This window comes from Paraprevotella clara YIT 11840 (genome assembly GCF_000233955.1).
In the GTDB taxonomy this organism is placed as follows: Bacteria; Bacteroidota; Bacteroidia; order Bacteroidales; family Bacteroidaceae; genus Paraprevotella; species Paraprevotella clara.
Map to the genome: position 1 here is coordinate 157,870 of NZ_JH376642.1, position 25,541 is coordinate 183,410.

At 47.8% G+C, this 25,541-nt stretch carries 20 protein-coding genes and 1 tRNA gene; 11 read left to right on the top strand and 10 right to left on the bottom strand.

Annotated elements, in window-relative coordinates:
- Positions 1–16: 16 nt before the first annotated feature.
- Together HMPREF9441_RS15885 and HMPREF9441_RS15890 are read right to left on the bottom strand one after the other, a co-directional pair.
- On the bottom strand, positions 17–544 hold the full coding sequence (locus HMPREF9441_RS15885) for an FHA domain-containing protein (protein WP_008622896.1): 528 nt from the start codon (positions 542–544) through the stop codon (positions 17–19).
- A 12-nt stretch (positions 545–556) separates the two neighbouring features.
- Positions 557–1,609, bottom strand: coding sequence for an HU domain-containing protein (locus HMPREF9441_RS15890; protein ID WP_008622897.1), 1,053 nt, complete (start codon positions 1,607–1,609; stop codon positions 557–559).
- A gap of 128 nt (positions 1,610–1,737) precedes the next feature.
- Between HMPREF9441_RS15890 and HMPREF9441_RS15895 the strand changes: the two genes are divergently transcribed.
- The 4 genes from HMPREF9441_RS15895 to mscL all read left to right on the top strand — a co-directional run bounded on the left by HMPREF9441_RS15895 (position 1,738) and on the right by mscL (position 6,956).
- Complete coding sequence (locus HMPREF9441_RS15895; RefSeq protein WP_008622898.1) at positions 1,738–3,051, top strand: UDP-glucose dehydrogenase family protein; 1,314 nt, start codon at positions 1,738–1,740, stop codon at positions 3,049–3,051.
- Complete coding sequence (locus HMPREF9441_RS15900; protein ID WP_008622899.1) at positions 3,051–3,875, top strand: DUF4738 domain-containing protein; 825 nt, start codon at positions 3,051–3,053, stop codon at positions 3,873–3,875. Before HMPREF9441_RS15895 ends, HMPREF9441_RS15900 begins: the two co-directional genes overlap by 1 nt.
- Positions 3,876–3,891: 16 nt before the next feature.
- The gene (locus HMPREF9441_RS15905; protein WP_008622900.1) at positions 3,892–6,180 is read left to right on the top strand and encodes a TonB-dependent receptor; all 2,289 of its coding nucleotides are present in this window, start codon (positions 3,892–3,894) and stop codon (positions 6,178–6,180) included.
- A gap of 353 nt (positions 6,181–6,533) precedes the next feature.
- Entirely contained in the window at positions 6,534–6,956 is a 423-nt protein-coding gene (gene mscL / locus HMPREF9441_RS15910; RefSeq protein WP_008622903.1) for a large-conductance mechanosensitive channel protein MscL, read from the top strand.
- Positions 6,957–7,106: 150 nt separating this feature from the next.
- Here mscL and HMPREF9441_RS15915 read toward each other — a convergent pair whose 3' ends face one another.
- The 4 genes from HMPREF9441_RS15915 to lon are packed head-to-tail and all read right to left on the bottom strand — an operon-like array spanning position 7,107 to position 13,194.
- Positions 7,107–8,453, bottom strand: coding sequence for a DEAD/DEAH box helicase (locus HMPREF9441_RS15915; RefSeq protein WP_008622904.1), 1,347 nt, complete (start codon positions 8,451–8,453; stop codon positions 7,107–7,109).
- 33 nt (positions 8,454–8,486) lie between these two features.
- Positions 8,487–9,593 (bottom strand): LptF/LptG family permease, encoded by a 1,107-nt coding sequence (locus HMPREF9441_RS15920; protein WP_008622905.1) that lies wholly within the window; start codon positions 9,591–9,593, stop codon positions 8,487–8,489.
- 17 nt (positions 9,594–9,610) lie between these two features.
- Positions 9,611–10,741, bottom strand: a complete 1,131-nt coding sequence (tgt, locus tag HMPREF9441_RS15925) for a tRNA guanosine(34) transglycosylase Tgt (protein ID WP_008622906.1) — start codon at positions 10,739–10,741, stop codon at positions 9,611–9,613.
- Positions 10,738–13,194 (bottom strand): endopeptidase La, encoded by a 2,457-nt coding sequence (gene lon, locus HMPREF9441_RS15930; RefSeq protein ID WP_050806184.1) that lies wholly within the window; start codon positions 13,192–13,194, stop codon positions 10,738–10,740. The genes tgt and lon overlap by 4 nt, the downstream gene beginning before the upstream one ends.
- Before the next feature lie 164 nt (positions 13,195–13,358).
- Here lon and HMPREF9441_RS15935 point away from each other — a divergent pair, with 164 nt between their 5' ends.
- Positions 13,359–14,069 (top strand): tRNA1(Val) (adenine(37)-N6)-methyltransferase, encoded by a 711-nt coding sequence (locus tag HMPREF9441_RS15935; protein ID WP_008622908.1) that lies wholly within the window; start codon positions 13,359–13,361, stop codon positions 14,067–14,069.
- Here HMPREF9441_RS15935 and HMPREF9441_RS15940 read toward each other — a convergent pair whose 3' ends face one another.
- Positions 14,070–15,092, bottom strand: a complete 1,023-nt coding sequence (locus HMPREF9441_RS15940; RefSeq protein ID WP_008622909.1) for a diacylglycerol/lipid kinase family protein — start codon at positions 15,090–15,092, stop codon at positions 14,070–14,072.
- 163 nt (positions 15,093–15,255) lie between these two features.
- Between HMPREF9441_RS15940 and spt the strand changes: the two genes are divergently transcribed.
- A complete protein-coding gene (gene spt, locus HMPREF9441_RS15945) occupies positions 15,256–16,440 on the top strand; it encodes a serine palmitoyltransferase (protein ID WP_008622910.1) in 1,185 nt (394 codons plus the stop codon).
- Positions 16,441–16,662: 222 nt separating this feature from the next.
- Complete coding sequence (locus tag HMPREF9441_RS15950) at positions 16,663–17,604, top strand: RluA family pseudouridine synthase (protein ID WP_008622911.1); 942 nt, start codon at positions 16,663–16,665, stop codon at positions 17,602–17,604.
- A gap of 103 nt (positions 17,605–17,707) precedes the next feature.
- Here HMPREF9441_RS15950 and aspS read toward each other — a convergent pair whose 3' ends face one another.
- On the bottom strand, positions 17,708–19,468 hold the full coding sequence (aspS, locus tag HMPREF9441_RS15955) for an aspartate--tRNA ligase (RefSeq protein ID WP_008622912.1): 1,761 nt from the start codon (positions 19,466–19,468) through the stop codon (positions 17,708–17,710).
- Positions 19,469–19,652: 184 nt separating this feature from the next.
- On the opposite strand from aspS, the gene HMPREF9441_RS15960 reads away from it, so the two are divergent.
- The 4 genes from HMPREF9441_RS15960 to HMPREF9441_RS15975 all read left to right on the top strand — a co-directional run bounded on the left by HMPREF9441_RS15960 (position 19,653) and on the right by HMPREF9441_RS15975 (position 23,940).
- On the top strand, positions 19,653–22,013 hold the full coding sequence (locus HMPREF9441_RS15960; protein WP_008622914.1) for a beta-galactosidase: 2,361 nt from the start codon (positions 19,653–19,655) through the stop codon (positions 22,011–22,013).
- A gap of 137 nt (positions 22,014–22,150) precedes the next feature.
- A tRNA-Pro gene (locus HMPREF9441_RS15965) sits at positions 22,151–22,228 on the top strand.
- Positions 22,229–22,296: 68 nt separating this feature from the next.
- Positions 22,297–23,628 (top strand): MATE family efflux transporter, encoded by a 1,332-nt coding sequence (locus HMPREF9441_RS15970; protein ID WP_008622915.1) that lies wholly within the window; start codon positions 22,297–22,299, stop codon positions 23,626–23,628.
- A 15-nt stretch (positions 23,629–23,643) separates the two neighbouring features.
- Entirely contained in the window at positions 23,644–23,940 is a 297-nt protein-coding gene (locus tag HMPREF9441_RS15975; RefSeq protein WP_008622916.1) for a DUF4491 family protein, read from the top strand.
- Between the two features lie 410 nt (positions 23,941–24,350).
- Here HMPREF9441_RS15975 and HMPREF9441_RS15985 read toward each other — a convergent pair whose 3' ends face one another.
- Positions 24,351–24,902 (bottom strand): NADH peroxidase, encoded by a 552-nt coding sequence (locus HMPREF9441_RS15985; protein WP_008622918.1) that lies wholly within the window; start codon positions 24,900–24,902, stop codon positions 24,351–24,353.
- Between the two features lie 68 nt (positions 24,903–24,970).
- Positions 24,971–25,387, bottom strand: a complete 417-nt coding sequence (locus HMPREF9441_RS15990) for a Fur family transcriptional regulator (RefSeq protein WP_008622919.1) — start codon at positions 25,385–25,387, stop codon at positions 24,971–24,973.
- Between the last annotated feature and the right edge of the window lie 154 nt (positions 25,388–25,541).

Below are 25,541 nucleotides of genomic sequence, written 5' to 3' on the forward strand. Positions count from 1 at the left end.
AAAAATAAGATAAAAATTATTCTTCACGAGCCGCACGCAATATCAGCGTGGTAGCCCCGATAGTGACTATGCTGCCGTCTTCCAGTCTCACACGGTCATAGTCCGTCAATATGTCGTTCATATAAAAAGTGCCGGTATTGCTCGGCGCGTCGCGCAAGGTGTACACCAGACGACCGTTCTTGTCCCGTTTCACATTGATGATGCAATGCTTGGTGTCCACACTGGGGTCTACTGTCTCGATGGGGGTAGAAATGGCAGTCCCTTTCACGTACCTTCCGATTACGTTGTCGCCCAACTTCAGCGGAAGCACCTGCTTATAGTGGAAGACGTTCTCCACCACAACGATACTGCCGTATGCGTCGTCGTTCTCGTTCTCGTCCACAGTCTCTTCCTTACGTGTAGCCCGCAACTTGGATGCCCCGATGCGTATGCCGAACTGCTTGCGGCATTCCGGACATTCGAAAACAAGCGACTGCCCGTCTTCGTACTGGGTTTCGTCAAAAGTGATGTAATGATCACATTTAGGACAGCGTACTCTTTTCATTCCTTGTATTCCTTACTTGATATGATAAACCCATGCAGACGCAAACTCTTCCGACCGGTCGCTCAAAACGTTCATCTTGGCATGCGCTTCTGCTTCGGATGCAAATCCCGGGAAAACCACACGCACCATATTTCCTTTTTTATATACTTGCGCCTCTTTGTAACCTTCCTTATGAAGCCGTTCGACATAACTCTCTGCGTTCTTTTCCGAAATGGCACTGGCCACCACAACGCAATAACCGCTTTTCACTGCCGCTGCGCCCTCCGTCTTTTGGACGGGTTCCGGTCGGGCAACGGCCGTTCCCGCGCCTTCCACATCCGTTTCCATACCCTTGGCCTGTATCTCTTCGGGCTTACCAAAAGCTTCGGGTACGGTTTCCTGTACCGCAGGCATCCACATCAGACGGGCGAAATCAGCTTGGTTCGAGGAAGACACTCCCGTGTTCTTGGCATCGGGAGACATCAGGAAAAACAAGAGCACCACGGCAGCCACGGCAGCAATGTTTTGCAGCCACACCGTCTTCAGCCGGATGGTGATTTCGCCGCGTGCCACAGGCTCGCTTTCGGTTGCAGCCGCTTCGGGCTTTCTTTCGGGAACCGTACGCGACACCTCGACGGCCAATGACGCTTCCACCGCCTTTTCCGCTTGCAAAGGTTCGAACAGCAAGGCATCCAAACCATAATAAGCCGGACAGACCGTACCGGCCTGACAAGGTGAAAACTCCACATTGTTCCGCTCATCCAACATCAATACCCCGATGCTCCCAAGGTCGTACGTGCCCGTCTCCCACAATTCCTGTTGCAGGTCGCGGATCTGTTCTCCGAGCATGGCTCTCGCCTCGGTGTCGGAACAATCGTATGCTTCCACGTATGAACGAACCAACAATCCGTCGTCGGCCTTCAAACGTTCGTTGAACCCCACCGTACGGATAGGAGGTAAAAACAGATTTTCTTCTTCCACGTATTTGGCCGGAGCATTGCAAGTCACGAATCCCCCGATTTGCGGAACCACCACACAATCGTGTTCCAGCAACAATATCTCGATATGTTTTACTAACTCTTTCACACTACAAATTTACGGCTTTCCCGTGGACATTGCTAATTTTTGCAGAAAAAGTTATCAAATATTTCAGCTTGTATTGTTGATAGCTCTATTTTTCATTACTTTTGCCTACAGTTAATAGCAACGAAAGTATGAATATAGCGATTGTAGGCAGCGGCTACGTAGGTTTGGTAACCGGTGCATGTTTTGCCGAGATAGGGGTCAATGTCACTTGCGTGGACGTGGACCGGAATAAAATTGAAAAGCTCAAACAAGGTGAAATTCCTATTTACGAACCGGGCCTGAAGGAGTTGGTCCAGAAGAATCAAAAAGCAGGGCGGTTGGACTTCACCACTTCACTCGAAAGCGTGCTCGACAAGGTGCAGGTGATATTCAGTGCTGTGGGAACTCCCCCCGACGAAGACGGAAGCGCGGACTTGAAATACGTCCTACAAGTTGCTCGAACAATCGGCAGATATATGACTGATTACAAATTGGTTGTCACCAAGAGTACCGTTCCCGTCGGTACGGCGCAGAAAGTACGTCACGCCATTCAGGAAGAGTTGGACGAACGGGGAGTCGACATTGCTTTCGATGTGGCCTCCAATCCGGAATTCCTGAAAGAAGGCAACGCCATCAGCGACTTCATGAGTCCGGACCGCGTGGTGGTAGGCGTGGAGTCTGAAAAAGCCAAGGAACTGATGACCAAACTCTACAAACCTTTTCTTATCAACAATTTCCGAGTGATATTCATGGACATTCCCTCTGCCGAGATGACGAAATATGCCGCTAACTCCATGTTGGCCACACGCATCTCGTTCATGAACGACATCGCCAATTTGTGCGAACGCGTGGGAGCGGATGTCAACATGGTGCGCAACGGCATCGGGGCCGACACCCGCATCGGCCGCAAGTTCCTGTATGCCGGATGCGGCTACGGAGGCTCTTGTTTTCCCAAAGACGTGAAGGCACTCATCAAGACGGCCGAACAGAACGGCTACGAAATGACAGTACTAAAAGCCGTAGAGGCCGTGAACGAACGCCAGAAGTCCATCCTCTTCCACAAGCTGGACACGGCATGGCAACATGAGTTGGCTGGCAAGACCGTCACATTGTGGGGACTGGCTTTCAAGCCGGAGACGGACGACATGCGCGAAGCACCGTCCCTCGTTCTTATCCGGAAATTACTGGAAGCCGGATGCACGGTCCGTGTCTACGACCCGGAAGCCATGGATGAATGCCGCCGCCGTTTGGGCGATGTGGTCATTTATGCCCGCGACATGTACGAAGCGGCATTGGATGCCGACGCGCTGCTTTTGGTGACCGAATGGAAGGAATTCCGCCTGCCGGCTTGGGGCGTGCTGAAGAAGACGATGAGCGGACGGCTCATCATCGACGGGCGCAACGTATATGACGCTGACGAAGTACGCGAAGCCGAATTTGAATACCATTGTATCGGAAAGTAATGAAATGGATACATCATATTATATACGGTAGTCTTTTAGTGTCCGTGGCAGCATGGACAAGTTGCGGCACAAGGGACAACCGGACTCCAAACAAGGATACTCCCGAACCGGAAGACCAGGAGGCCAAAAAAGCTTTGCAGGGAATCTGGATCGACCAGGAGACCGAGACCGTTTCGTTCTGCGCCAAAGGGGACACCATCTATTACCCTGATACGGCCAACGTACCGGTACGTTTTTTTATCCGTAAGGACACTTTGTTTTTGGTCGGAGGAGGAGATACGACCGCTTATCCCATAGACAAGAGGGGAAATCACCTTTTCCACTTCCATTCGGCCACGGGCGACGTCGTGAAGCTCGTCCGATCGGAAGACCCGAACGACAGTATCTATTTCATCCATCGGCAAGCCGCCACGCTCACCTACAATGAAGTCGTAAAAAAAGACACAGTAGTGTTCCATGGCGGCGAGCGTTACCACTGCTATGTCTATGTCAACCCCTCGCGCTTGAAAGTATACAAGACAAGTTATACGGACGAGGGTATCGCCGTGGAAAATGTGTACTACGACAACGTGATTCACATCTGCGTGTACAAAGGAAAGGTGTGTTTGTTTTCACGGGACTATACCCGGAAAAGCTTCACCGGGCTCGTACCGAGCGGTTTCCTGAATCAGGCCATCCTGTCGAACATGGTATTTTCCGAAGCCGGTCCGCGCGGATGCCATTTCAATGCCACGGTATGTATTCCCGACGACGCCAGTTGTTATATGGTCAATATCTGTGTAGGATACGACGGCAAGCCGACGATGGAACTTCTCGAGTATTAACCCCTGCCACACCATCATGAACAGAGCACACAAGATTTTAAGCGTCCTTTTATTGGGGAGCTATGGTTTGGGCATTCAATTACTGGATGCCCAAACCGTTTCCGGAAGAATCACGGACCGGGAATCCAGCCCGGTAACAGGGGCTGCGGTAGTATTGCAGACTCCAGATTCCATATTCGTCAGTGCCGCCGTATCAGATGCCGACGGCCGTTTCACCCTGTCGGCCCAACCGGAGCAGTATCGCCTGATTGTACAACACCTTTTATATCGTTCACGAACCGTAAACGGAACGGGAAAGGATGTCGGGACCATCGTACTGCAACCGGCTGACCGCACCATCGGTGAGGTTGTGATCAAAGCCGAGCGCCCCATAGTAAGAGTGGAAGAGGGGAGGTTGAACTATGATTTGGAACAAATCGTCCGAGACAAAGTCGTCAACAACACCTACGAGGCCTTGCAGAGGTTGCCCGGCGTGCAAGAGATAGGAGGCAAATTGACCTTGGCCGGTGCCGGAGATGTCACGGTCATCCTGAACGGCAAACCCACTACAATGGATGCGGGACAGTTGGAGACCCTTTTGCGGAATACTCCGGTCAGCCGCGTGGAGAAAGTGGAGGTCATGTATAGCACTCCGCCGCAATATCACGTAAGAGGAGCTTCCCTGAACGTCGTTCTGAAACGTCCCAACGACTATTCCTTTCAGGGCGAAGTCAATGCAAGTTATGACAACTGCTACTTCAACGCGGGCAATGCCACCGGGAATTTCCGTTTCTCAACCCCGAAACTGGCATTGGATGCCATGTACGGCATAGACCGTGTACACACGATGCAATATTACAACTTGTTTTCACGGCACACCCTGGACGGACAGGTATATTCCATAGAAGAAAACGAACAGCTTCGCAACAAATCTTACAGGCATAACATGCGGGTGGCCGGAGAATACCACTTCGACGAGAACAGCAGCATAGACTTGGCTTACACCGGCAAATACATGCCGGATATACAAGAGGACGCGCAAACGACAGGAAATTTCCAAACCAGTGACATAGACGGCCGTCGCGAAGCCCAGATGCACAACATCGCATTGCACCTCCGTTCGGGATTCGGTCTGGATGCCGGTGGGGACTATACGCACTATACGACCGACAACCGGCGGTGGATGCACGCCGAGTATGCCGACGGCAACCGGAACCGTTTCACCTTGGCTGGCGGGCAACGGATAGACCGATACAACGTGTATGCCGACCAGAAACACAAACTGTCCCAAGGATGGAATCTGGGATATGGCGTCTCTTATACCCAAACCCATAACCATGACTTTCAAACCTACACCGAAGTGGAAGGCGACATCGCCACTCCCTCTACGGACTCCAAGTTAAAAGAACAGACCGCGGACTTCTACGTATCGTTGGGAAAGGATTGCCCCAGCGGAATATCATGGTCGGTATCGGGCACAGGGGAATATTACTCCATCGGCAATTACCGCAAATGGGCTTTCTACCCTCAGGCTTCCCTCACTTACATGAAGACTCCCGAACACATCCTGCAACTCTCGCTCTCCACCCAAAAGACTTATCCGGGATATTGGGAAATGCAGTCTTCCGTCAGCTACATCAACGGATATTCCGAAATATGGGGCACACCCGGATTGCGCCCACAGACGAACTACAGTGTGAATGCCAATTACGTAGTGAAGCAGAAGTATGTTTTCGGCGCATACTTCTCCCACACCCAAGATCAGTTCATGCAAACGGCCTATCAGTCCACAGAACGGTTGGCCATGATTTACAAGATGATGAACTGGAACTACACGCAGTACGTAGGTCTCATGGCCACGGTGCCGTTCCGGGTCGGAACGTGGTGGGATTCCCGTTGGGTAGCGGTGGAACAATACGCGCGCCACCGTTGCGACGACTTTTTCGACCTTCCTTTTGACCGGAAAAAGTGGATTTTGCAGTGCCAATGGGACAACACGTTCAAGCTGAACAAGAATCTGACTTTCGAATTGCGCGGATTCATGCAGACTCCGGCCATACAAGGCACATACGACCTGAAAATGGTGGGTACGGTAGATGCCGGGGTGAAATGGACCTTTGCCGGAGACAAAGCCACACTCTCTGCCCGTTGCAGTGACATATTCAATACAAGTATGCCGGAATGTAACCTACGTTACGGAGGTCAGGACGTGAGAATGGAAAACTCTTTTTACCTAAGAACGTTCACCCTGAACTTCAGTTTCCGTTTCGGAGGATATAAGAAAAAGGAAATCAAGGAAGTGGATATTTCCCGGTTCAGGCATTGAGCGTACGTCCGTTCTGTATGTTTTTCAGAATATCCGATGAACCTCTCCGCACACCTTCCTCAAAGCATAAAATCAATCGGCTGAGAATGAAAAATCGTTTGCCGCAGAACGGAAAATCGTTCTCAGCCGATTGATTTTTCAATCTCAGGAGATTGATTTTGCATTTATAAACATCTATTACACAAAGGTTTATAGAATCATGATTTTAGAAGAAGAACAAAAAAACACGAAGCCATGGCTGTAAAGAAAAACAATAAGAGGGAAAAGAAAAGGAAAAGAATGAGACCGAAATTTGGCCATTGGAATAATTTTGCTTAACTTGCCTCGGTAATTCATAAACAAAACTGGAAACTATGAAAAAAATCTTGCAAGAATTCAAGCAATTTGCCATGCGTGGCAATGTGGTGGACATGGCGGTCGGTATCATTATCGGCGGTGCCTTCGGTAAAATCGTTTCTTCGGTAGTGGCGGACATCATCATGCCTCCCGTAGGTTTGCTCATCGGCGGAGTGAATTTCTCCGACCTGAAAATCACATTGAAAGAGGCAGTCATGAAGGGCGGGGCAGAGGTGACGCCGGCCGTCACGCTGAATTACGGTAATTTTATCCAGACCACGCTGGACTTCATCATCATTGCACTGGCCATCTTCCTTTTGGTAAAGGGTATGAACGCCCTCAACAAAAAGAAGAAAGAGGAACCGAAAGCTCCGGCTGCTCCTCCGGCCGACATCCAACTGCTCACGGAAATCAGAGACTTACTGAAAAAAGAGAAATAAAAAAAACGTCCGTTTGTCTTCGCGATGAAGCAAACGGACGATTTGTCTTTTTTATGCGGAAAAGGTGCTGAACCCATCTGGAAGCGTTTCCAATCGCAATCATCCTTCCCGAAAAGGGTAATTGTCGAAAGTTTAAGAAAGACTTAAAATTCAATCGGAAGCTTTCTTTTCTTGGGGTTGTTTCGCTTTCTTGTCCCGATTTGCAGTGCTTCTTCTGCTATTTGCATTCGGGCGAGCTTTCTTTTGTGATTGTCCCTCCTTGCTTTGATTTTTATTTCTTCTTTTATAACCGTTTCTATGCCCCTGATTCCTACGTCCGCCATATCTTTTCTCACCGCCTTCTTTCGGCCGATAGGCCGGGCCTTCTCCAAGCCCTTCCGGCAGGGGACGTTTTTCTATTTCGGTTTCAAGGAAATGCTCAATGGAAGCAAAACGTTGCTGGTCTTTCTCGCTCACCAAGGTTATAGCCTCTCCGTCGTTGTTGGCACGAGCCGTACGGCCGATGCGATGCACATAATCTTCGGCATCGTGAGGCACATCGAAATTGATGACCAACTGGATATCGTCGATGTCGATGCCGCGCGCCACGATGTCCGTAGCCACCAACACGTCGATTTGTTGGGCTTTGAACTTATACATCACTTCGTCACGCTCCTGTTGTTCCAAATCCGAGTGCATGGCACCGACCTTGAATCCGGCACGCCCTAAAGCAATGGCCATATCTTTCACCTTCAACTTGGAAGACGCAAAGATAATCACGCGGTGCGGAGGCCGCTCGGCAAACAGCTTTTTGACTAACGACACCTTTTGTGCCTCATAGCATACGTAAGCCGACTGCACGATCTTGTCGGCCGGCTTCGATACGGCCAGTTTCACTTCTACCGGATCGCGCAAAATGGTGCGTGCCAAGTCTTGAATCTTCCGGGGCATCGTGGCCGAAAACATGATGGTCTGCCTTTCTTGAGGCAAATACTTGACAATCTGCATGATGTCGTCGCTGAAACCCATGTCCAGCATGCGGTCCGCCTCATCCAATACAAAGAAAGACACTTTCGACAAATCCACGTTGCCTAAACTCAAATGACTGATCAAGCGCCCCGGCGTGGCGATAATCACATCTGCTCCCATAGCCAATCCGCGTTTCTCCTGCTCATAACGTATCCCGTCGTTTCCGCCATATACTGCCACGCTCGACACGTTCATGTAATAGGAAAAACCCTCCATGGCCTGGTCTATTTGCTGGGCCAGTTCCCGGGTGGGGGACATGATGATACAATTAATGGCTTTTTCGGGATAACCGCCATCGCTCAGTTTACTCAATATGGGAAGCAGGAAAGCCGCAGTCTTACCCGTCCCCGTCTGTGCCACGCCGATCATGTCACGCCCCTCGAGTATCACGGGGATGGCATGTTCCTGAATAGGCGTGCACTCGGTAAAATTCATATCGTCCAAGGCATCGAGCACTTGGTCGCTTAAGTCTAAATCGTAAAAATCCACTGTTCTAATTTGTGTTTAAATCCTACATCCACTCTACTGCGGTGCCTTTTTATAAAGGAAAAACGCAATAAAGGCAAATATTATATTGGGCAGCCACGCCGCCAAAGCCGGTGGCCAGTCTGCATTGATGGCAAAAGTAGACGACACGGTCTGAAACAAAATATAAGAAGCGCTCAGAGCCAATCCTATACCCAAATACAGTCCCATACCGCCTTTCCGCTTCCGCGCCGAAAGGGAAAGACCGATAATCGTCAGAATAAACGAAGCAAAGGGGGTGGCAAACCGTTTCTGATACTCCACCTCGAACGGTTTCACATTGCCCGAGCCACGGGCACGCTGCTTGACGATATATTCTTTCAGTTCCGGACTGGTCAAGGTTTCCTGTTGGTTTCGTGTCAACAAGAAATCCGACGGTTCCATGGCGATGATGGAATCTATCCTCGAACCATGGGAAATGTATTCACGCATGCCTTTCAGTTCGCGGAGCGTGTAATTGTTGATTCGCCAATGGTAACGCTCGTCCGACAGCGTGTCGTAAGACACCGAAGCCGCCGTAAGGTGCGACACAAGCTTCTTGTTCACAAACTTGTCCAACGAAAAATGATAACCGGTCTTGGTGCGTCCGTCGAAATGTTCGATAAACGCAATAACCCCCGTATCGACCTGCAATTGCACATTCTGGGCAAACTCCGTCTTTTTCTTCTTCTTGTATATGTTCTCAAAGTTGAGCCGCGTGACGCTTCCCTTAGGAATGACGTAGGCTCCCAACAGGAAAGTCATCACTGCAATGATGGCAGCCGAAATCATATAAGGGCGCATCAGGCGCTTGAAGCTCATCCCGGCGGCCATCATGGCGATAATCTCCGAATTCTCTGCCAGTTTGGAGGTGAAGAATATCACTGAGATGAACACGAACAGCGGACTGAACAAGTTGGAAAAATAGGGGACGAAGTTGGCGTAGTACTCGAAAATGATACCTTTCCACGGGGCATGGTTGGTCGTAAACTTATCGATATTCTCATTGAAGTCGAACACCACGGCAATGGAAATAATCAATGCAATGGAAAAGAAATATGTACCCAAAAACTTCTTGATAAGATACATATCCAACTTGGAAATGAGACGTTTATACCACTTCATATACAGTCCTTCTTTAATTATAGCCGTGCGGCCACCCGTTTTACCATCGAGGCCTTCCAAGAAGCGAAGTCCCCGGTTATGATATGGCGGCGTGCCTCACGTGTCAACCACAAATAGAAAGCCAGATTATGGATGGAGGCGATTTGCAGCGCCAACAACTCCTGAGCTTTGAAAAGGTGATGCAGGTAGGCTTTGCTGTATGCCTTGTCTACGTAAGAGGTACCGTCCGGATCCAAAGGCGAAAAGTCGTCTTCCCATTTCTTATTACGCAGGTTCATAATACCATTCTGTGTAAACAGCATGGCATTACGCCCGTTACGCGTAGGCATCACGCAGTCGAACATGTCGACTCCACGCTCTATGCCTTCAAGGATATTCACCGGCGTGCCGACCCCCATCAGATAACGTGGCTTGTCTTTCGGCAAGATTCCGTTGACGATCTCAATCATTTCGTACATCACCTCCGCCGGTTCGCCTACTGCCAATCCGCCGATGGCATTGCCATCGGCCTCCTTTGACGCCACGAACTCGGCCGACTGGATACGCAAGTCTTTATAAGTACAGCCCTGTACGATGGGAAAGAGCGATTGCTGGTAACCGTATCGGGGTTCTGTCTCATTAAAACGACGAATACAGCGGTCCAACCAACGGTGGGTCAGCCCCAAACTTTTCTTCGCGTATGCGTAATCGGATGTGCCCGGCGGACATTCGTCGAATGCCATCATGATGTCCGCCCCGATGGCACGCTCGATGTCCATGACTTTCTCGGGCGTGAAAATATGCTTTGAACCGTCGATATGCGAACGGAATTCGCACCCTTCCTCCCGTAATTTACGGATACCGGTCAACGAAAAGACTTGGAAGCCTCCGCTATCGGTCAGAATAGGACCGTTGAAACTGTTGAACTTATGCAAACCTCCCGCTTTGCCCAGTATTTCAATTCCGGGACGCAAGTACAAATGATAGGTATTCCCCAAAATGATTTGTGCCTTGATATCTTCCTTCAATTCCCACGGATGGACAGCCTTGACCGAACCCACCGTACCCACCGGCATGAAAACAGGAGTCTCTATCGGGCCATGGTCTGTGGTCAACACCCCGGCCCGTGCCGACGTAAGGGTGTCTGTATGTTGGAGTTCAAACTTCATTTCGTTTCGTTCTTAGGCTCATCGAAAGTAAACTCGATGGCATTTTTTACTTTTTCGTCCAGCAAAGCGAAATTCAGCACCTCGGACACATCGTTCACATAATGGAACGACAGTCCTTTGAGATACATTTCCGGTATCTCCTCTATGTTCTTGCGGTTTTCCTCACACATAACAATGTCTTTGATGCCTGCACGTTTTGCTGCCAGGATTTTCTCCTTAATGCCTCCCACGGGCAGCACTTTCCCCCGTAAGGTAATCTCACCGGTCATGGCCAGATTCGGGCGGACCTTGCGTTGGGTCAATGCCGAAGCGATAGAAGTGGCCATCGTGATACCGGCCGATGGTCCGTCTTTGGGTACGGCTCCTTCGGGCACGTGCACATGGATATTCCACAGGTCGAAAATCCGCGCATCAATATGTAAATGGTCAGCATGCGCCTTGATGTACTCCAATGCCAACACCGCCGACTCTTTCATTACGTCGCCCAAATTTCCTGTGAGCGTCAGCTTACTTCCCTTTCCCTTACTCAGACTGGTTTCTATAAAGAGGATTTCTCCCCCAACGGAGGTCCATGCCAATCCGGTTACCACACCGGCATAACCATTGCCCTGGTATTTGTCGCGAGTATATAAGGGTTTGCCCAACAAGCGTTCCACATCTGCCACTTTCACGTCCGTACAGGAGAAAATACCGTTTCGGGCGTATTCCAATGCCATCTTACGGAACACCTTATTTATTTGTTTTTCCAATCCCCGCACGCCGGACTCACGGGTGTAGTTCTCTATAATGTACTCCAATGCCGGCTTGCTGATTTTGATTTCCGACCGGTCGGCCAAACCATTGTTTTCCTTTTCCTTGGGCACCAAATGACGTTTAGCAATCTCTACCTTCTCTTCCGTAATATAGCCGCTCACTTCTATCAGTTCCATGCGGTCGAGCAAGGGGCGGGGTATAGTACCGATATTATTCGCAGTCGCAATAAACATGACCTTGGACAAATCGTAGTCTACATCCAGAAAATTATCATGGAAAGCACTGTTCTGTTCCGGATCGAGTACTTCCAACAGAGCAGAAGAAGGGTCGCCATTCACTGTATTCTGGGTCACTTTGTCTATCTCGTCTAAAATGAACACCGGATTGGAAGAGCCTGCCTTTATCATACTTTTTATAATGCGCCCGGGCATAGCTCCGATATAAGTGCGGCGGTGCCCCCGGATTTCAGCCTCGTCATGCAATCCGCCCAAAGACATACGGATATATTTCCGCTTCAAAGCCGAGGCGATACTCTTGCCCAAAGAGGTCTTGCCGACACCCGGAGGACCATACAGACAGATTATCGGAGATTTTCGGTCGCCTCTTAACTGCAATACGGCCAAGTGCTCCAAGATGCGTTCTTTTACTTTCTCCAGCCCGTAATGGTCTTTGTTCAAAACTCTTTCTGCATTCTTCAAGCTCAAATTATCTTCCGTATAAGTCTGCCAAGGCAAACTCAACATCGTCTGCAAATAATTGAGTTGGACATTATAGTCCGGACTTTGGGGGTTCAAGCGTTCAAGCTTGTCCACTTCCCGATGGAAAGTCTTGGCAACGTCTTCCGGCCATTTCTTTTTTTGAGCCTGCGTACGTAAATCGTGCAAGTCCTGATCCTGGGGCGTACCGCCAAGTTCATCCTGTATGTTTTTGATTTGTTGTTGCAAAAAGTACTCACGTTGCTGCATGTCCAAATCTTCCCGGGTCTTACGCTGAATCTCAGCCCGAAGTTCCGAGTATTGGATTTCCTTGTTCAACAGCTTGAGTAAGTTGACCGTACGCAAATCCAATGCGCCCTCCCTCAACAACTCCATCTTGCGGACAATAGGGAAAGGGAAATTGGCACAAACAAAGTTTACCAAAAACATATTGTTGCTCACGTTTTTCACCGCGAACATGGATTCCTTCGGCATCTGGTCACTCATCTGAATATACTGCATCGTACGTTCGCGACAAGCTTCTACCAAGATTTCGAACTCTTTGTTATTCTTCGAAGGGAGCGTGTCTTCCAACTTCTCTACCATACCGGTAAGATAAGGCTGGTCGGACACAATACCTTTCAAATCGAAACGACTCATACCTTGTAAGATAACAGTGGTAGACCGGTCTGGCAATTCAAGAATACGAATAATCTTTGCCATCGTCCCGATGTGATACAAATCATCAAACCCCGGATTCTCTGTCTCCGGACTCAACTGACAAACTACGCCGATGTTCAATTTATTTTTATCTGCGGCTTTCGCCAAACGAAGAGAAGACTTCCGTCCCACTGCCACAGGCATCACCACACCTGGGAATAACACCATGTTGCGCAACGGCAAAATCGGTAATGTGGCCTCCATTTCCACGTCGAAAACACTGGATTCATCTCCTTCAAAATCTGCAACCAATGAAAATGGATTCTGATTATCGTCAATATGCATATTAAAAATCTTAAATGATTTAGTGAACAAAACTTTTTTCACAAAACGTGGCAAAGATACAAAAAAAGAGTGTACTCTACGTATGATATACAGTGGAAATAACAAATATTTGCTACTTTTGCAAGCAAAACGAAGGATAGACTCTAAGATTACACCCGAATTTTATGGCAAAAACTCATTTCGACTTTAAGAAGTTCACAATTTATCACGACAAATGTGCCATGAAGGTTGGTACGGATGGAGTACTGCTGGGCGCATGGACGGAAGTTTGTCCCGATTCCAAATATATCCTCGACATCGGCACAGGTTCCGGATTGATAGCCATCATGTTAGCTCAAAAGTGCAACGCATACATCATAGGAATAGACATAGACGAGGAAGCAGTAAACCAAGCCACAGATAACGGGAAAAAGACACCTTGGTCACAACGTCTGCATTTCGAAGTAGAAAATGCTCTCACTTACATTCCTCAGAAAAAGCTTGACCTGATAACATGTAACCCGCCGTTTTTCACGAATTCACTGCAATGCCCCGGAGAAAAACGTAACTATGCACGCCATAGTGACGCTCTTCCTTTCGATGCACTCATCGCTAACGCATATACATGGTTGAACGACGGAGCTTGTTTCAACGTCGTCCTCCCTGCATCGTCAGCCGATGCTTTCATACAAATGGCGTGGGAGAGGGGACTCAATCTCCACAAAAGATGTATGATACACAGTTTGCCTGAGAGTATGCCTAAAAGAGCCTTATTGAGCTTTAAAAAAGGAAGTACGCCTTACCCTCAAACCACACGGCTCATGATCAGAGACAGGAATGGTATTTACACGGAAGAGTACAAAAGGCTCACAGAAGAATATTACATACATTTTTGATTATAATTTCAGGCGTCTCATGACTTCTTTGTTAAAGCTGTCTATACGCCGGATATTTCGATTACGTACGCTTATACTCAAAGAAATCAGTTCGTCATATAATTCTGAAACAACCCGCCCAAACGCAGTGTCTGAGGCTTGTTGAGTATTCACAATCATATTCAAACCTTTTTGTATTAATTGTACGTCAATATCCGTCCCGGCCGACATGGGATCGCCATCAAAATGAATCACTCCGGGATGTTCACGATGAATATGGATGTTTTTGCATCGGAATGTCTTGATTTTATTATTCTGCAACAATGTCCTATTGAACAATTGGACGGCAATTTGAGGGGCTTCCAGAACCGTAAAAGGCTCCATTATCGTTACATCCATAAGACCGTCCGACATGGAAGCGTGAGGAGCAATATATGCATTATTCCCATATTGGGATGCATTGGCACAAGCAATCAGGAACGCCTTATACTTGGACGTTTCTCCTTCTATCTCAATCTCGTACGTATCCGGCTTATATTTCAAACCTTCCCGAAGCGTGTTCTCCAAATAAGTCAATACTCCGCGTTTCTCCGAATGAGCAAATTTGGAACTTACAAAAGCATCAAACCCCACACCGCATGTACAAAAAAAAGGGACATCATTTATCTTCCCATAATCCAGACACTCAATATCAAAACGATTAAGTACCTTAATGGAACCAAGCGGATCCATGGGAATGCGTAAATGACGTGCCAATCCGTTTCCCGATCCACAAGGAATGACACCGAAGGCCACGGACGTATGTACTAAGGAACGGGCTATTTCATTGACCGTACCGTCGCCCCCAATAGCCACAACCGCATCACAACCTTTTTCAACATGCTCCTGTGCCAATAAAGTAGCATGTCCGGCATATTCGGTCCGGGCTATCTGATAGTTGAATTTATCTTGATCCAAATGCTGAGAAATCAGTTCTATGATATTGTCCTTACTTTGGGTTCCAGATATAGGATTTATAATAAAAACGATGCTCCTCTTTGCCATATTGCTTCTTAAATCGGGAACAAAGATAAGGATAAAAAATGAGAAATACAGCGTCTGACTTCACGGCTTACAAGAACATTAAAAAGATTTTTTATGATTAAAGGCTATTTAAAAGGATGTTTTTATTAACTTTGCAAAGTTTTTTAATTACGAACTTATTAAAATGGGCTTATTACAAGACAAATTAGCTAAATATGACGAGCCACAAAAGTACATGGCTGAAGGCATATACCCTTATTTCCGCGAAATAGAAGGCAAACAAGGTACCGAAGTTCTTATGGGTGGCCATCGCGTACTCATGTTTGGTTCTAATGCTTATACAGGTCTGACGGGCGACGACCGCGTCATAGAGGCTGGCGTGGCTGCTATGCGTAAATATGGTTCCGGTTGTGCCGGTTCACGATTCCTCAACGGAACATTGGACATACACGTTCAACTTGAAAAAGAATTGGCAGCTTTTGTAGGTAAAGAAGAAGCTCTCTGTTTTGCGACTGGCTTTACAGTCAACTCCGGTGTCATTCCTTGTTTGACAGGACGGGGCGACTATATCATTTGCGACGACCGAGACCACGCTTCCATTGTAGATGGCAAACGTTTGTCTTTCTCTCAAAACCTGAAGTACAAGCACAATGATATGGCAGACCTGGAGAAGCAATTACAAAAATGCAATCCGGATGCTATCAAATTAATCATCGTAGACGGAGTCTTTTCAATGGAAGGAGATTTAGCCAACCTTCCCGAAATTGTGCGACTGAAACATAAATATAACGCTTCCATTATGGTAGACGAGGCTCACGGCCTTGGTGTTTTTGGCAAGCAGGGTAGAGGAGTATGCGACTATTTCGGCTTGACGGATGAGGTAGACTTGATAATGGGAACATTCAGTAAGTCTTTGGCTTCAATCGGAGGTTTTATCGCAGCAGACAAAAGCATCATCAATTGGCTGAAGCATAATGCGCGTACCTATATATTCAGTGCATCAGCCACACCGGCCGCTACGGCTTCAGCGTTAGAAGCCCTGCATATTCTTCAGCAAGAACCGGAGCGCTTGGAAAATTTATGGAACGTAACGAATTATGCTTTAAAACGTTTCCGTGAATCAGGATTTGAGATAGGTGCCACAGAATCTCCAATCATTCCACTTTACGTCCGTGATACGGAAAAAACATTCATGGTTACGAAATTGGCTTTTGACGAAGGAGTTTTCATTAATCCTGTGATTCCGCCTGCATGTGCGCCTCAGGATACCTTAGTACGTTTCGCCCTGATGGCTAACCATACACACGAACAAGTGGATGAAGCGATTCAGAAACTTACAAAAGTATTCAAGCAGTTGGAGCTACTCTAAACAGCAAAATAAAACACGAAATAAAGAAAAGGAAAGAAAGCCGAAGAGGATTTTGGCTTTCTTTCCTTTTTTTGAAAGAAACTTTCGAAGTAGAATGAATAATTAAAAAGCTTCTTTCTTATTAAACATAATGCCGATTAGATATTAAATCTCAAGATTCAAGCAACCACAAAGCCTGTATTTGAAAAAATAGTCTTACCTTTGCAAAAAACAGAAGAAAAGATGAGAAATAAGTCCGGTGCACAATATGCAGCATCAAAATACATAGAGTTTACAGTCAATAAACCCATGTCATTATTAGATTTCATTATGGAATCGATGAAAGGAATCAGTAGGAATAAAGCCAAAGATATTCTGACGGGACATGGCATCACGGTAGACAGAAAATCTGTCTCCCAATATAATTATGAATTACGACCCGGTATGGTTGTACGGGTAAGCAAACATAAGCGTAACAATGAGCTGAAAAACAAATACGTTAAGATTGTATATGAAGACAAAGACCTGATTGTGATTGAAAAAAGTGCCGGTATTCTCTCTATGCCCGCTGTTACACAACAATTTTCAATCAAAACCGTATTGGATGAATATTTTACCCGACGGCATTTCAAATGCACTGCCCACGTAGTCCACCGTTTGGACCGCGACACATCCGGTTTGATGATGTATGCAAAAAATATAGAGGTACAACGGATTTTGGAAGAACACTGGCAGGAAATCGTGACAGACCGTAGATACGTGGCCGTAGTCAGTGGGAAGATGGAAAAGGAAGGCGGAACCATATCTTCTTGGTTGAAAGACAATAAAGCGTATGTAACGTACTCCAGTCCGACAGACAACGGAGGAAAATATGCCGTCACACATTTTCATACGTTAGACGCGAGAGAGCGTTATTCGTTGGTTGAATTGAAATTGGAAACCGGCCGGAAAAACCAAATCCGTGTACACATGCAAGATATCGGCCATCCGGTAGTCGGCGATTCAAAATACGGCAATGGAAGCGATCCAATAGGACGGTTGGGGTTACATGCCTATCGACTGAATTTTTACCATCCCATCACGGGAGAGCCGATGGAGTTTGAGACCCCCTTCCCTACTTTATTCACTAAATTATTTCCGGTAAGCAAACCATTTCACTCTACAACAGAAGCACCTTCTGAATAATTCCATTTCCGTTATCATGAAATGGATATTATAAAAATGTGCGAGGGAAATAATCCCTCGCACATTTTTATAACTATAATATTTCTCTATATTCTTCTTTTGCTCAATCTTTTAAATCGAGTGCCAAATTCAGTTCATCCAACTGCTTTTGGTCTATATAAGAAGGCGCATCCAGCATTACGTCACGCCCACTGTTATTCTTCGGGAAAGCGATACAATCGCGAATACTGTCAAGTCCGGCAAACAAACTTACCCAGCGGTCAAGCCCGTACGCCAAACCACCGTGGGGAGGCGCACCGTATTTGAAAGCATTCATCAGGAAACCGAACTGCTCCTGTGCACGTTCTTCCGTGAAGCCCAATATCTTGAACATCTTGTCCTGAAGCTCCGGATCGTGGATACGGATGGATCCCCCTCCTACTTCTACTCCATTGCAAACCATATCGTAAGCATCCGCACGCACAGCCGCCGGATTGGAGTCCAACAATGGGATGTCCTCATCCTTGGGATGCGTGAACGGATGGTGCATCGCCATCAAACGCCCTTCCTCTTCGCTCCATTCGAACATCGGGAAATCCACCACCCACAACAAAGAGAATTTGTTCTTGTCGCGCAATCCCAAACGAGAACCCATCTCCAAACGCAATTCACACAACTGTTTACGCGTCTTCATGACATCCTCGCCACTCATTATCAGTATCAAATCGCCCGGCACGGCCTTCATCGTCTCCTTCAAGCGCAACAATACTTCTTGCGTATAGAACTTATCCACACTGGATTTTACGCTACCGTCTTCCTGCACACGGGCATATACCAATCCTTTCGCCCCGATTTGACTGCGTTTCACGAAGTCCGTCAGTTGGTCCAACTGCTTACGGGTATATGAAGCACATCCCGGCGCACAAATACCTCCGATGTAGGACGCATCATTGAACACGGAAAACTCTCCCGTACCTTTCAACACGTCCATCAGTTCCACGAACTCCATACCGAAACGCGTGTCCGGCTTATCGCTACCGTAAAGCCTCATGGCTTCGCTCCAAGGCATGCGGGGGAACGGTTCGGTGAGTTCAATGCCCCGTATCGTACGGAACAGGTGTTTGGCCATCCCTTCAAAAAGAGCTATCACGTCCTCCTGCTCCACAAAACTCATCTCACAGTCTATCTGTGTAAATTCGGGTTGGCGGTCGGCACGCAGGTCTTCATCACGGAAACACTTCACAATCTGGAAGTAACGATCCATACCGGCTACCATCAAAAGTTGTTTCAGAGTCTGCGGACTTTGCGGCAACGCATAAAACTGTCCCGGATTCATGCGGGAAGGCACCACAAAGTCACGGGCACCTTCAGGAGTAGACCCGATCAGCATCGGTGTTTCTATTTCCAAAAAACCTTTGCTGTCCAGATAACGGCGAACCTCCATCGTCATCTGATGGCGGAGTTCCAGATTTTTCCGCACGCAAGCACGGCGCAAATCCAAATAGCGGTATTTCATACGGATATCATCCCCTCCGTCCGTATTGTCTTCGATCGTGAAAGGAGGAGTGGCGGAAGCATTGAGCACAGTCAGTTCCGACACGATGATTTCAATCTCCCCTGTCGGCAAATTCTTATTCTTACTCTCACGCTCGTTCACTTCGCCCTTTATCTGAATCACATCTTCACGCCCCAACTTATTAGCCCGGGCACAAAGCGCGTCATTCACTTCTTCATTAAAAACTAATTGTGTAATGCCATACCGGTCACGCAAGTCGACGAAAGTCATGCCTCCCATCTTGCGCACACGCTGCACCCACCCGGCCAGCGTCACGGTCTTTCCGGCATCCGCAAGTCTCAGCTCACCACAAGTATTTGTCCTGAACATATCTGTTTGCTTATATTAAGATTCAACGTGCAAAGTTATCTTTTTTTTATGAGGAATTCAACGTTAGATAAAAGTTTTCGTTCTTATTTTATCCTTTTTCTTCAAAAACTTGTATATAAGAAATAAGTGTCGTATTTTTGAACCCGCAAAATATGAGAAACCATATCATTAATAACTGATTTCTATGATGAATTTAAACAGAAGTATCAGCCACGTGCTTAAAGCATCCTTGCTCACGGCCGGATTGTTCCTTTTCACTCCGACAGAAGCCGCGGCCAAAACCGAAACTTTCGGAGTAGGAAACAAAACATTCCTCCTTAACGGCAAGCCTTTCATCATCAAGGCCGCCGAAGTGCATTATCCCCGCATCCCGCGTCCCTATTGGGAGCAGCGCATCAAGATGTGCAAAGCTTTGGGAATGAACACGCTTTGCCTGTATGTCTTTTGGAACATACACGAACAGGAAGAAGGCAAGTTCGACTTCACGGGCAATAACGACGTAGCGGAATTTATCCGATTGGCACAAGAAAACGGCCTCTATGTCATCGTGCGCCCCGGCCCGTACGTATGCGCCGAATGGGAAATGGGCGGTCTGCCGTGGTGGTTGTTGAAGAAGAAAGACATCCGTCTGAGAGAACAAGACCCGTACTTCATGGAACGTTACCGTATCTTCGCCCAGAAACTGGGAGAGCAGATCGGAGACTTGACCATTGAAAAAGGCGGACCGATTATCATGGTGCAAGTGGAAAACGAATACGGCTCGTACGGCGAGGACAAACCGTATGTTTCGGCCATCCGCGACATCATCCGCGATTCCGGTTTCGACAAAGTAACTTTATTCCAATGTGACTGGAGTTCCAACTTTACCAAAAACGGACTGGACGATTTGGTATGGACCATGAACTTCGGTACCGGCGCCAATATCGAAAACGAATTCAAGAAGTTGGGCGAGTTGCGTCCCGAATCTCCCCAAATGTGTTCCGAGTTCTGGAGCGGATGGTTCGACAAATGGGGCGGGCGTCATGAAACGCGCGGCAGCAAGGAAATGGTCGGCGGACTGAAGGAAATGTTGGACAAAGGCATTTCTTTCTCGCTCTACATGACGCACGGAGGTACCAGTTGGGGGCACTGGGCCGGTGCCAACAGTCCCGGATTCTCGCCCGACGTGACTTCGTACGATTACGATGCTCCTATCAACGAGGCCGGACAAGTCACTCCTAAATACATGGAATTGCGCGAGATGCTGGCCGGGTATAGCGACAAAAAGTTACCCTCCATCCCCAAAGAAATCCCTGTAATCAATGTTCCCAAAATACAGTTTACGGAAGTGGCTCCCTTGTTTGAGAACCTCCCCGCCCCTCATGCGTCGATGGACATTCAGACGATGGAAGCGCTCAACCAAGGATGGGGTTCCATTCTTTACCGTACCAAAACCCCGGCAGTGCCTACCCAAAGTGTGCTGACCATAACGGATGCGCACGACTTCGCGCAAGTCTTTATCAACGGGAAACTGATCGGTTCCATCGACCGTCGCAACCACGAAAAGACCATGTTGCTGCCGGCCATGAAGGAAGGAGACCAACTGGATATCCTTGTGGAAGCCATGGGACGAATCAACTTCGGCCGTGCCATCAAGGACTTCAAGGGCATCACGGAGAAAGTGGAATTGAGCTATACCATGAATACCGGCAGCCAGGTGACCGTCAACTTGAAGAACTGGCAGATTTACACCCTCAGCGACAGCTATCAGGTGCAGAAGGACATGAAATATGTTCCGCTGAAAGACCAGAAAGTACCGGGATGCTACCGTGCGACTTTCAACCTGAAAAAGACCGGCGACACGTTCCTGAATTTGGAAACATGGGGCAAAGGACAAGTGTACGTAAACGGACACGCCATCGGACGCTTCTGGAAAATCGGTCCGCAACAGACGCTATACATGCCCGGATGCTGGTTGAAGAAGGGCGAGAACGAGATTATCGTACAAGACATTGTAGGTCCGCAGGAAACCGTGGTCGAAGGTCTGTCCAAACCTATCATCGACAAACTGAACGTCGATGCGCCGAATACGCACCGCAAGGAAGGACAAACTCTGAATTTGGCAGGCGAAACGCCTTGCAAGGCCGGTGAGTTTGCCCCGGGCAACGGTTGGCAGGAAATCCGGTTTGACCAGCCCGTAACGGGACGTTACGTGTGCATCGAAGCCTTGAATTCCCATAACAACCGCGAATATGCTTGTATCGCGGAATGGTACATGCTCGATGACAAAGGTCAGCGCATCAGCCGCGAGCCATGGACAGTGGCATACGCCGACGACGAGGACATCTCTTCGGGCAACAAAACGGCCGATAAGATTTTCGACCTTCAGGAGTCTACGTATTGGAGTACCAATAAAGACGTGAAGTTCCCCCATTACATCGTATTGGATTTGGGCGCAGAGCAGACATTAGGCGGTTTCCAATATCTTCCCCGCGTAGAACAGGGAGCACCCGAAAGTATCAAAGGCTACAAAATCTATGTAAAGAGCCAGCCTTTCAAATTCTAAACCGTTAGTCTGGCATTTATCAGAAAATGGCATGCTTCTTTTGAGAGGCATGCCACTTTTTTTGTATTTAGTTTGGATATGTCGTCTAAAAGACGTACCTTTGCATCGCTTTTGAGAAATCACATTCTCTCAAGTCTCGGGGTGTAGCGCAGTCCGGTTAGCGCACCTGCTTTGGGAGCAGGGGGTCGTGGGTTCGAATCCCGCTACCCCGACCATCAGAAAAGGCACTGTAAAACAAGCTTTCAGCGAGTTAACAGTGCCTTTATTTTTATTCAGCCAACAAATGACCGTCATGAATAAGTCATACCACAAAGAGATACTGCACATCGCTCTCCCGTCCATCCTTTCCAATATCACCGTTCCCCTGCTCGGGCTGATAGACCTGACCATTGCGGGACATCTCGGTGCCGCTTCATATATCGGTGCCATAGCCATCGGCAGTACGATATTCAATATGATCTATTGGATTTTTGCATTCCTGCGGATGGGAACCAGCGGGATGACTTCACAAGCCTACGGTGCCGACAATAAACAAGAAATCCAACTGTTGCTTTATCGTTCCTTGGCTACTTCCACGGGCATAGCCATCCTCATACTCCTCCTGCAAGGTCCGTTACTTCATCTGGCCCTGTCCGTCATGTCGCCCACGGAAGCTGTGGCGGATTTTGCTTCGGTATATTTTAGAATCTGCGTATGGGGCGCCCCAGCCGTGCTTGGGCTTTACAGTCTGACCGGATGGTTCATCGGATTGCAAAATGCAAAATACCCGCTCTACGTGGCCATCGTCCAAAACCTCGTCAACATAGCGGCCAGCCTGTTTTTCGTCTTCGTATGGCACATGGACGTGGCCGGAGTGGCTTTGGGAACGGTCATCGCCCAATATTGCGGACTAACGCTTTCCCTATATTATTGCCACCGCATGCACCGTAGGCTCGGCCTTCCTTATACATTCGTCCCCTCTTCCGTATTCCGGAAAAACGCCATTCGCCGTTTCTTCAGTGTCAACCGCGACATTTTCCTGCGCACCCTTTGCCTCGTGTGCGTCACTCTCTATTTCACCTCCGCCGGTTCCCGTCAAGGGGAATATATCTTAGCGGCCAATGCCTTGCTGATGCAATACTTCACCCTCTATTCTTATTTCATGGACGGTTTCGCCTTTGCCGGAGAAGCCCTCTCGGGTAAATGTGCCGGTGCGGGAGATTATCAGGCTCTGAAAAAAGTCATCCGTAACCTGTTTCTTTGGGGAAGCGGCGTGGCACTGATCTTCACCTTATTCTATATGGCCGGCGGAAAGGCTCTCATGAACCTGCTCACCGACGAGGCCTCTGTCGTCGCCACAGCTTCCGACTACCTGCCTTGGGCTGTCCTCATCCCCTTTGCAGGTCTCTCGGCATTCATTTGGGACGGTGTTTTCATCGGACTCACGGCCACACGCTATATGTTCCTGTCCATGTTGGGCGCCACCCTGACTTTTTTCAGCGTCTATCTCAGCCTCTTTCCTATATGGCAAAACCACGCACTCTGGCTGGCTTTTCTCCTCTATTTATTCGTGCGAGGCCTCATGCAACACTTGCTATATAGAAATAAAATCTTAACTTTGCATCCTACAAACTAAATACACGCAAACGCAATGAACTACGTAGGCATACTTATCGGCTTGGCCACCTTCCTGATTATCGGCCTGTTCCATCCTTTAGTCATCAAGGGCGAATACTATTTCGGAACCCGATGCTGGTGGGCTTTCCTCGTGACGGGAATCCTATGTGCCGGTTTGTCCCTTTATGTGGAAAACGTGTACCTGAGTATTATTTTCGGTGTCATATCGTTCTCTTCCTTTTGGGGGATACTCGAAGTGTTCGACCAACGCAAACGGGTACTGAAAGGCTGGTTCCCGAAAAATCCCAAACGACTGAAAGACTACGAATAAGCCGCCTGTCGTTTTTTCATCATTCCCATTCTCTCCCCTCCCCTCGCGTCAAAGATTTTTCCTGCTGAGAAAAAAGCCTCTCCATTTTTCTATATTCCTCTTTTTCAAGCTCTTGAATACAGCGTAAAAATATGCGCCAAATGAAAAATCATTCGCCTGAGATTGATTTTTCATTCTCCTGCAAACGATTTTCCGTTTGCCGCAAGATGATAAATCGCTTTCATGCAAGCCTTTTTTGTCAAACTTACCGATATATCCGAAAGAACAGCCACACGCTATATCCTCCCATGTCATACTCAAACGACAGGCGGGGCATTCAATACAAATCCCGTGAAGCCAGATATTCAACTTCACGGGATTTTCCTGCCGGATATGCTACGACATCCGGACTAATACACCATACGAGATAATTACTTGTCGCCGAAGTAACGGTTGTACAGACCGGCGAAACCACGGCCGTGACGAGCTTCATCCTTCGCCATTTCATGCACAGTGTCGTGAATTGCGTCCAAATCCTGCTGCTTGGCCATCTTGGCCAAATCCATCTTGCCGGAGCAAGCACCGCTTTCAGCCTCCATACGCTTTTTCAGGTTCGTCTTCGTGTCCCAAACCATGTCGCCCAACAATTCGCAGAAACGAGAAGCATGGTCGGCCTCTTCAAAAGCATAACGCTTGAAAGCTTCCGCAATTTCAGGATAGCCTTCGCGGTCAGCCTGACGGCTCATGGCCAAGTACATACCCACTTCTGTGCATTCGCCTTCAAAGTTAGCCTGCAAACCTTTCTTGATTTCAGGGTCAACGTCCTTGGCAATGCCGATGACATGTTCGGTCACGAAAGTCAATTCCGTATCTACCAATTCCTTGAACTTTGAAGCCGGAGCCTTGCACTGCGGGCACTGTGCCGGAGCTTCTTCGCCTTCATGAATGTAACCACATACCGTACATACAAATTTCTTTTTCATTTTCTTTCGTTTTTAATTTAAATTACACATTCGTTTATACTTTATTTCTCTGCCCGTACCTTTCAGGCTCACGCCTCCATCGCACAGGCTTTGCATATACCTTTATAATAGACATGCGCTTCATCCACCTTAAAGTCCGAACCCTTAGGCAAGAAATCTTTCAAACTTTCCGGAAGAGCCACATCGAATAATTTTCCGCATCGTTTACACATAAAATGTGCATGGGGAACGACCACCCCGTCAAAACAAACTTTCTTCTCATCAATGGTCAACATCAAGGCAGCTCCATGCTCGGAAAAAAGCCGTAAGGTGTTGTACACGGTTGTCTTAGACAACGTAGGTATCACTTTACACAAAGCCACATACACCTCATCCACTGTGGGGTGCGTATGATTTTTAAGCAAATAATCCATAATTGCTATGCGCTGTACGGAAGGGTGAATCCCGTAATTCTGCAATGTATCCAAAGCCTCTTTGTTGACCATGTCCAATATAAATTTGTAATGTTTACAATGCAAATTTAGTGTAAGTTCCGTTCCCGTGCAAGCCTTTCTGTGTTTTTTTGATAAATAACAGTTTTTTTTGCTTTTATTGATACCTTTATATTATCTTTGCCCCACAAAGATAGCGAAAGGCGAG

Bases quoted from the DNA above. Each gene is read 5' to 3' on its own strand.
- mscL (WP_008622903.1), top strand. From the start codon at position 6,534: ATGAAAAAAATCTTGCAAGAATTCAAGCAATTTGCCATGCGTGGCAAT.
- HMPREF9441_RS15920 (WP_008622905.1), bottom strand. From the start codon at position 9,593: ATGAAGTGGTATAAACGTCTCATTTCCAAGTTGGATATGTATCTTATC.
- HMPREF9441_RS15990 (WP_008622919.1), bottom strand. From the start codon at position 25,387: ATGGTCAACAAAGAGGCTTTGGATACATTGCAGAATTACGGGATTCAC.
- HMPREF9441_RS15900 (WP_008622899.1), top strand. From the start codon at position 3,051: ATGAAATGGATACATCATATTATATACGGTAGTCTTTTAGTGTCCGTG.
- HMPREF9441_RS15985 (WP_008622918.1), bottom strand. From the start codon at position 24,902: ATGAAAAAGAAATTTGTATGTACGGTATGTGGTTACATTCATGAAGGC.
- spt (WP_008622910.1), top strand. From the start codon at position 15,256: ATGGGCTTATTACAAGACAAATTAGCTAAATATGACGAGCCACAAAAG.
- HMPREF9441_RS15885 (WP_008622896.1), bottom strand. From the start codon at position 544: ATGAAAAGAGTACGCTGTCCTAAATGTGATCATTACATCACTTTTGAC.
- HMPREF9441_RS15950 (WP_008622911.1), top strand. From the start codon at position 16,663: ATGAGAAATAAGTCCGGTGCACAATATGCAGCATCAAAATACATAGAG.
- tgt (WP_008622906.1), bottom strand. From the start codon at position 10,741: ATGAAGTTTGAACTCCAACATACAGACACCCTTACGTCGGCACGGGCC.
- HMPREF9441_RS15895 (WP_008622898.1), top strand. From the start codon at position 1,738: ATGAATATAGCGATTGTAGGCAGCGGCTACGTAGGTTTGGTAACCGGT.
- HMPREF9441_RS15960 (WP_008622914.1), top strand. From the start codon at position 19,653: ATGATGAATTTAAACAGAAGTATCAGCCACGTGCTTAAAGCATCCTTG.
- HMPREF9441_RS15935 (WP_008622908.1), top strand. From the start codon at position 13,359: ATGGCAAAAACTCATTTCGACTTTAAGAAGTTCACAATTTATCACGAC.
- HMPREF9441_RS15970 (WP_008622915.1), top strand. From the start codon at position 22,297: ATGACCGTCATGAATAAGTCATACCACAAAGAGATACTGCACATCGCT.
- HMPREF9441_RS15940 (WP_008622909.1), bottom strand. From the start codon at position 15,092: ATGGCAAAGAGGAGCATCGTTTTTATTATAAATCCTATATCTGGAACC.
- aspS (WP_008622912.1), bottom strand. From the start codon at position 19,468: ATGTTCAGGACAAATACTTGTGGTGAGCTGAGACTTGCGGATGCCGGA.
- HMPREF9441_RS15905 (WP_008622900.1), top strand. From the start codon at position 3,892: ATGAACAGAGCACACAAGATTTTAAGCGTCCTTTTATTGGGGAGCTAT.
- lon (WP_050806184.1), bottom strand. From the start codon at position 13,194: ATGCATATTGACGATAATCAGAATCCATTTTCATTGGTTGCAGATTTT.
- HMPREF9441_RS15975 (WP_008622916.1), top strand. From the start codon at position 23,644: ATGAACTACGTAGGCATACTTATCGGCTTGGCCACCTTCCTGATTATC.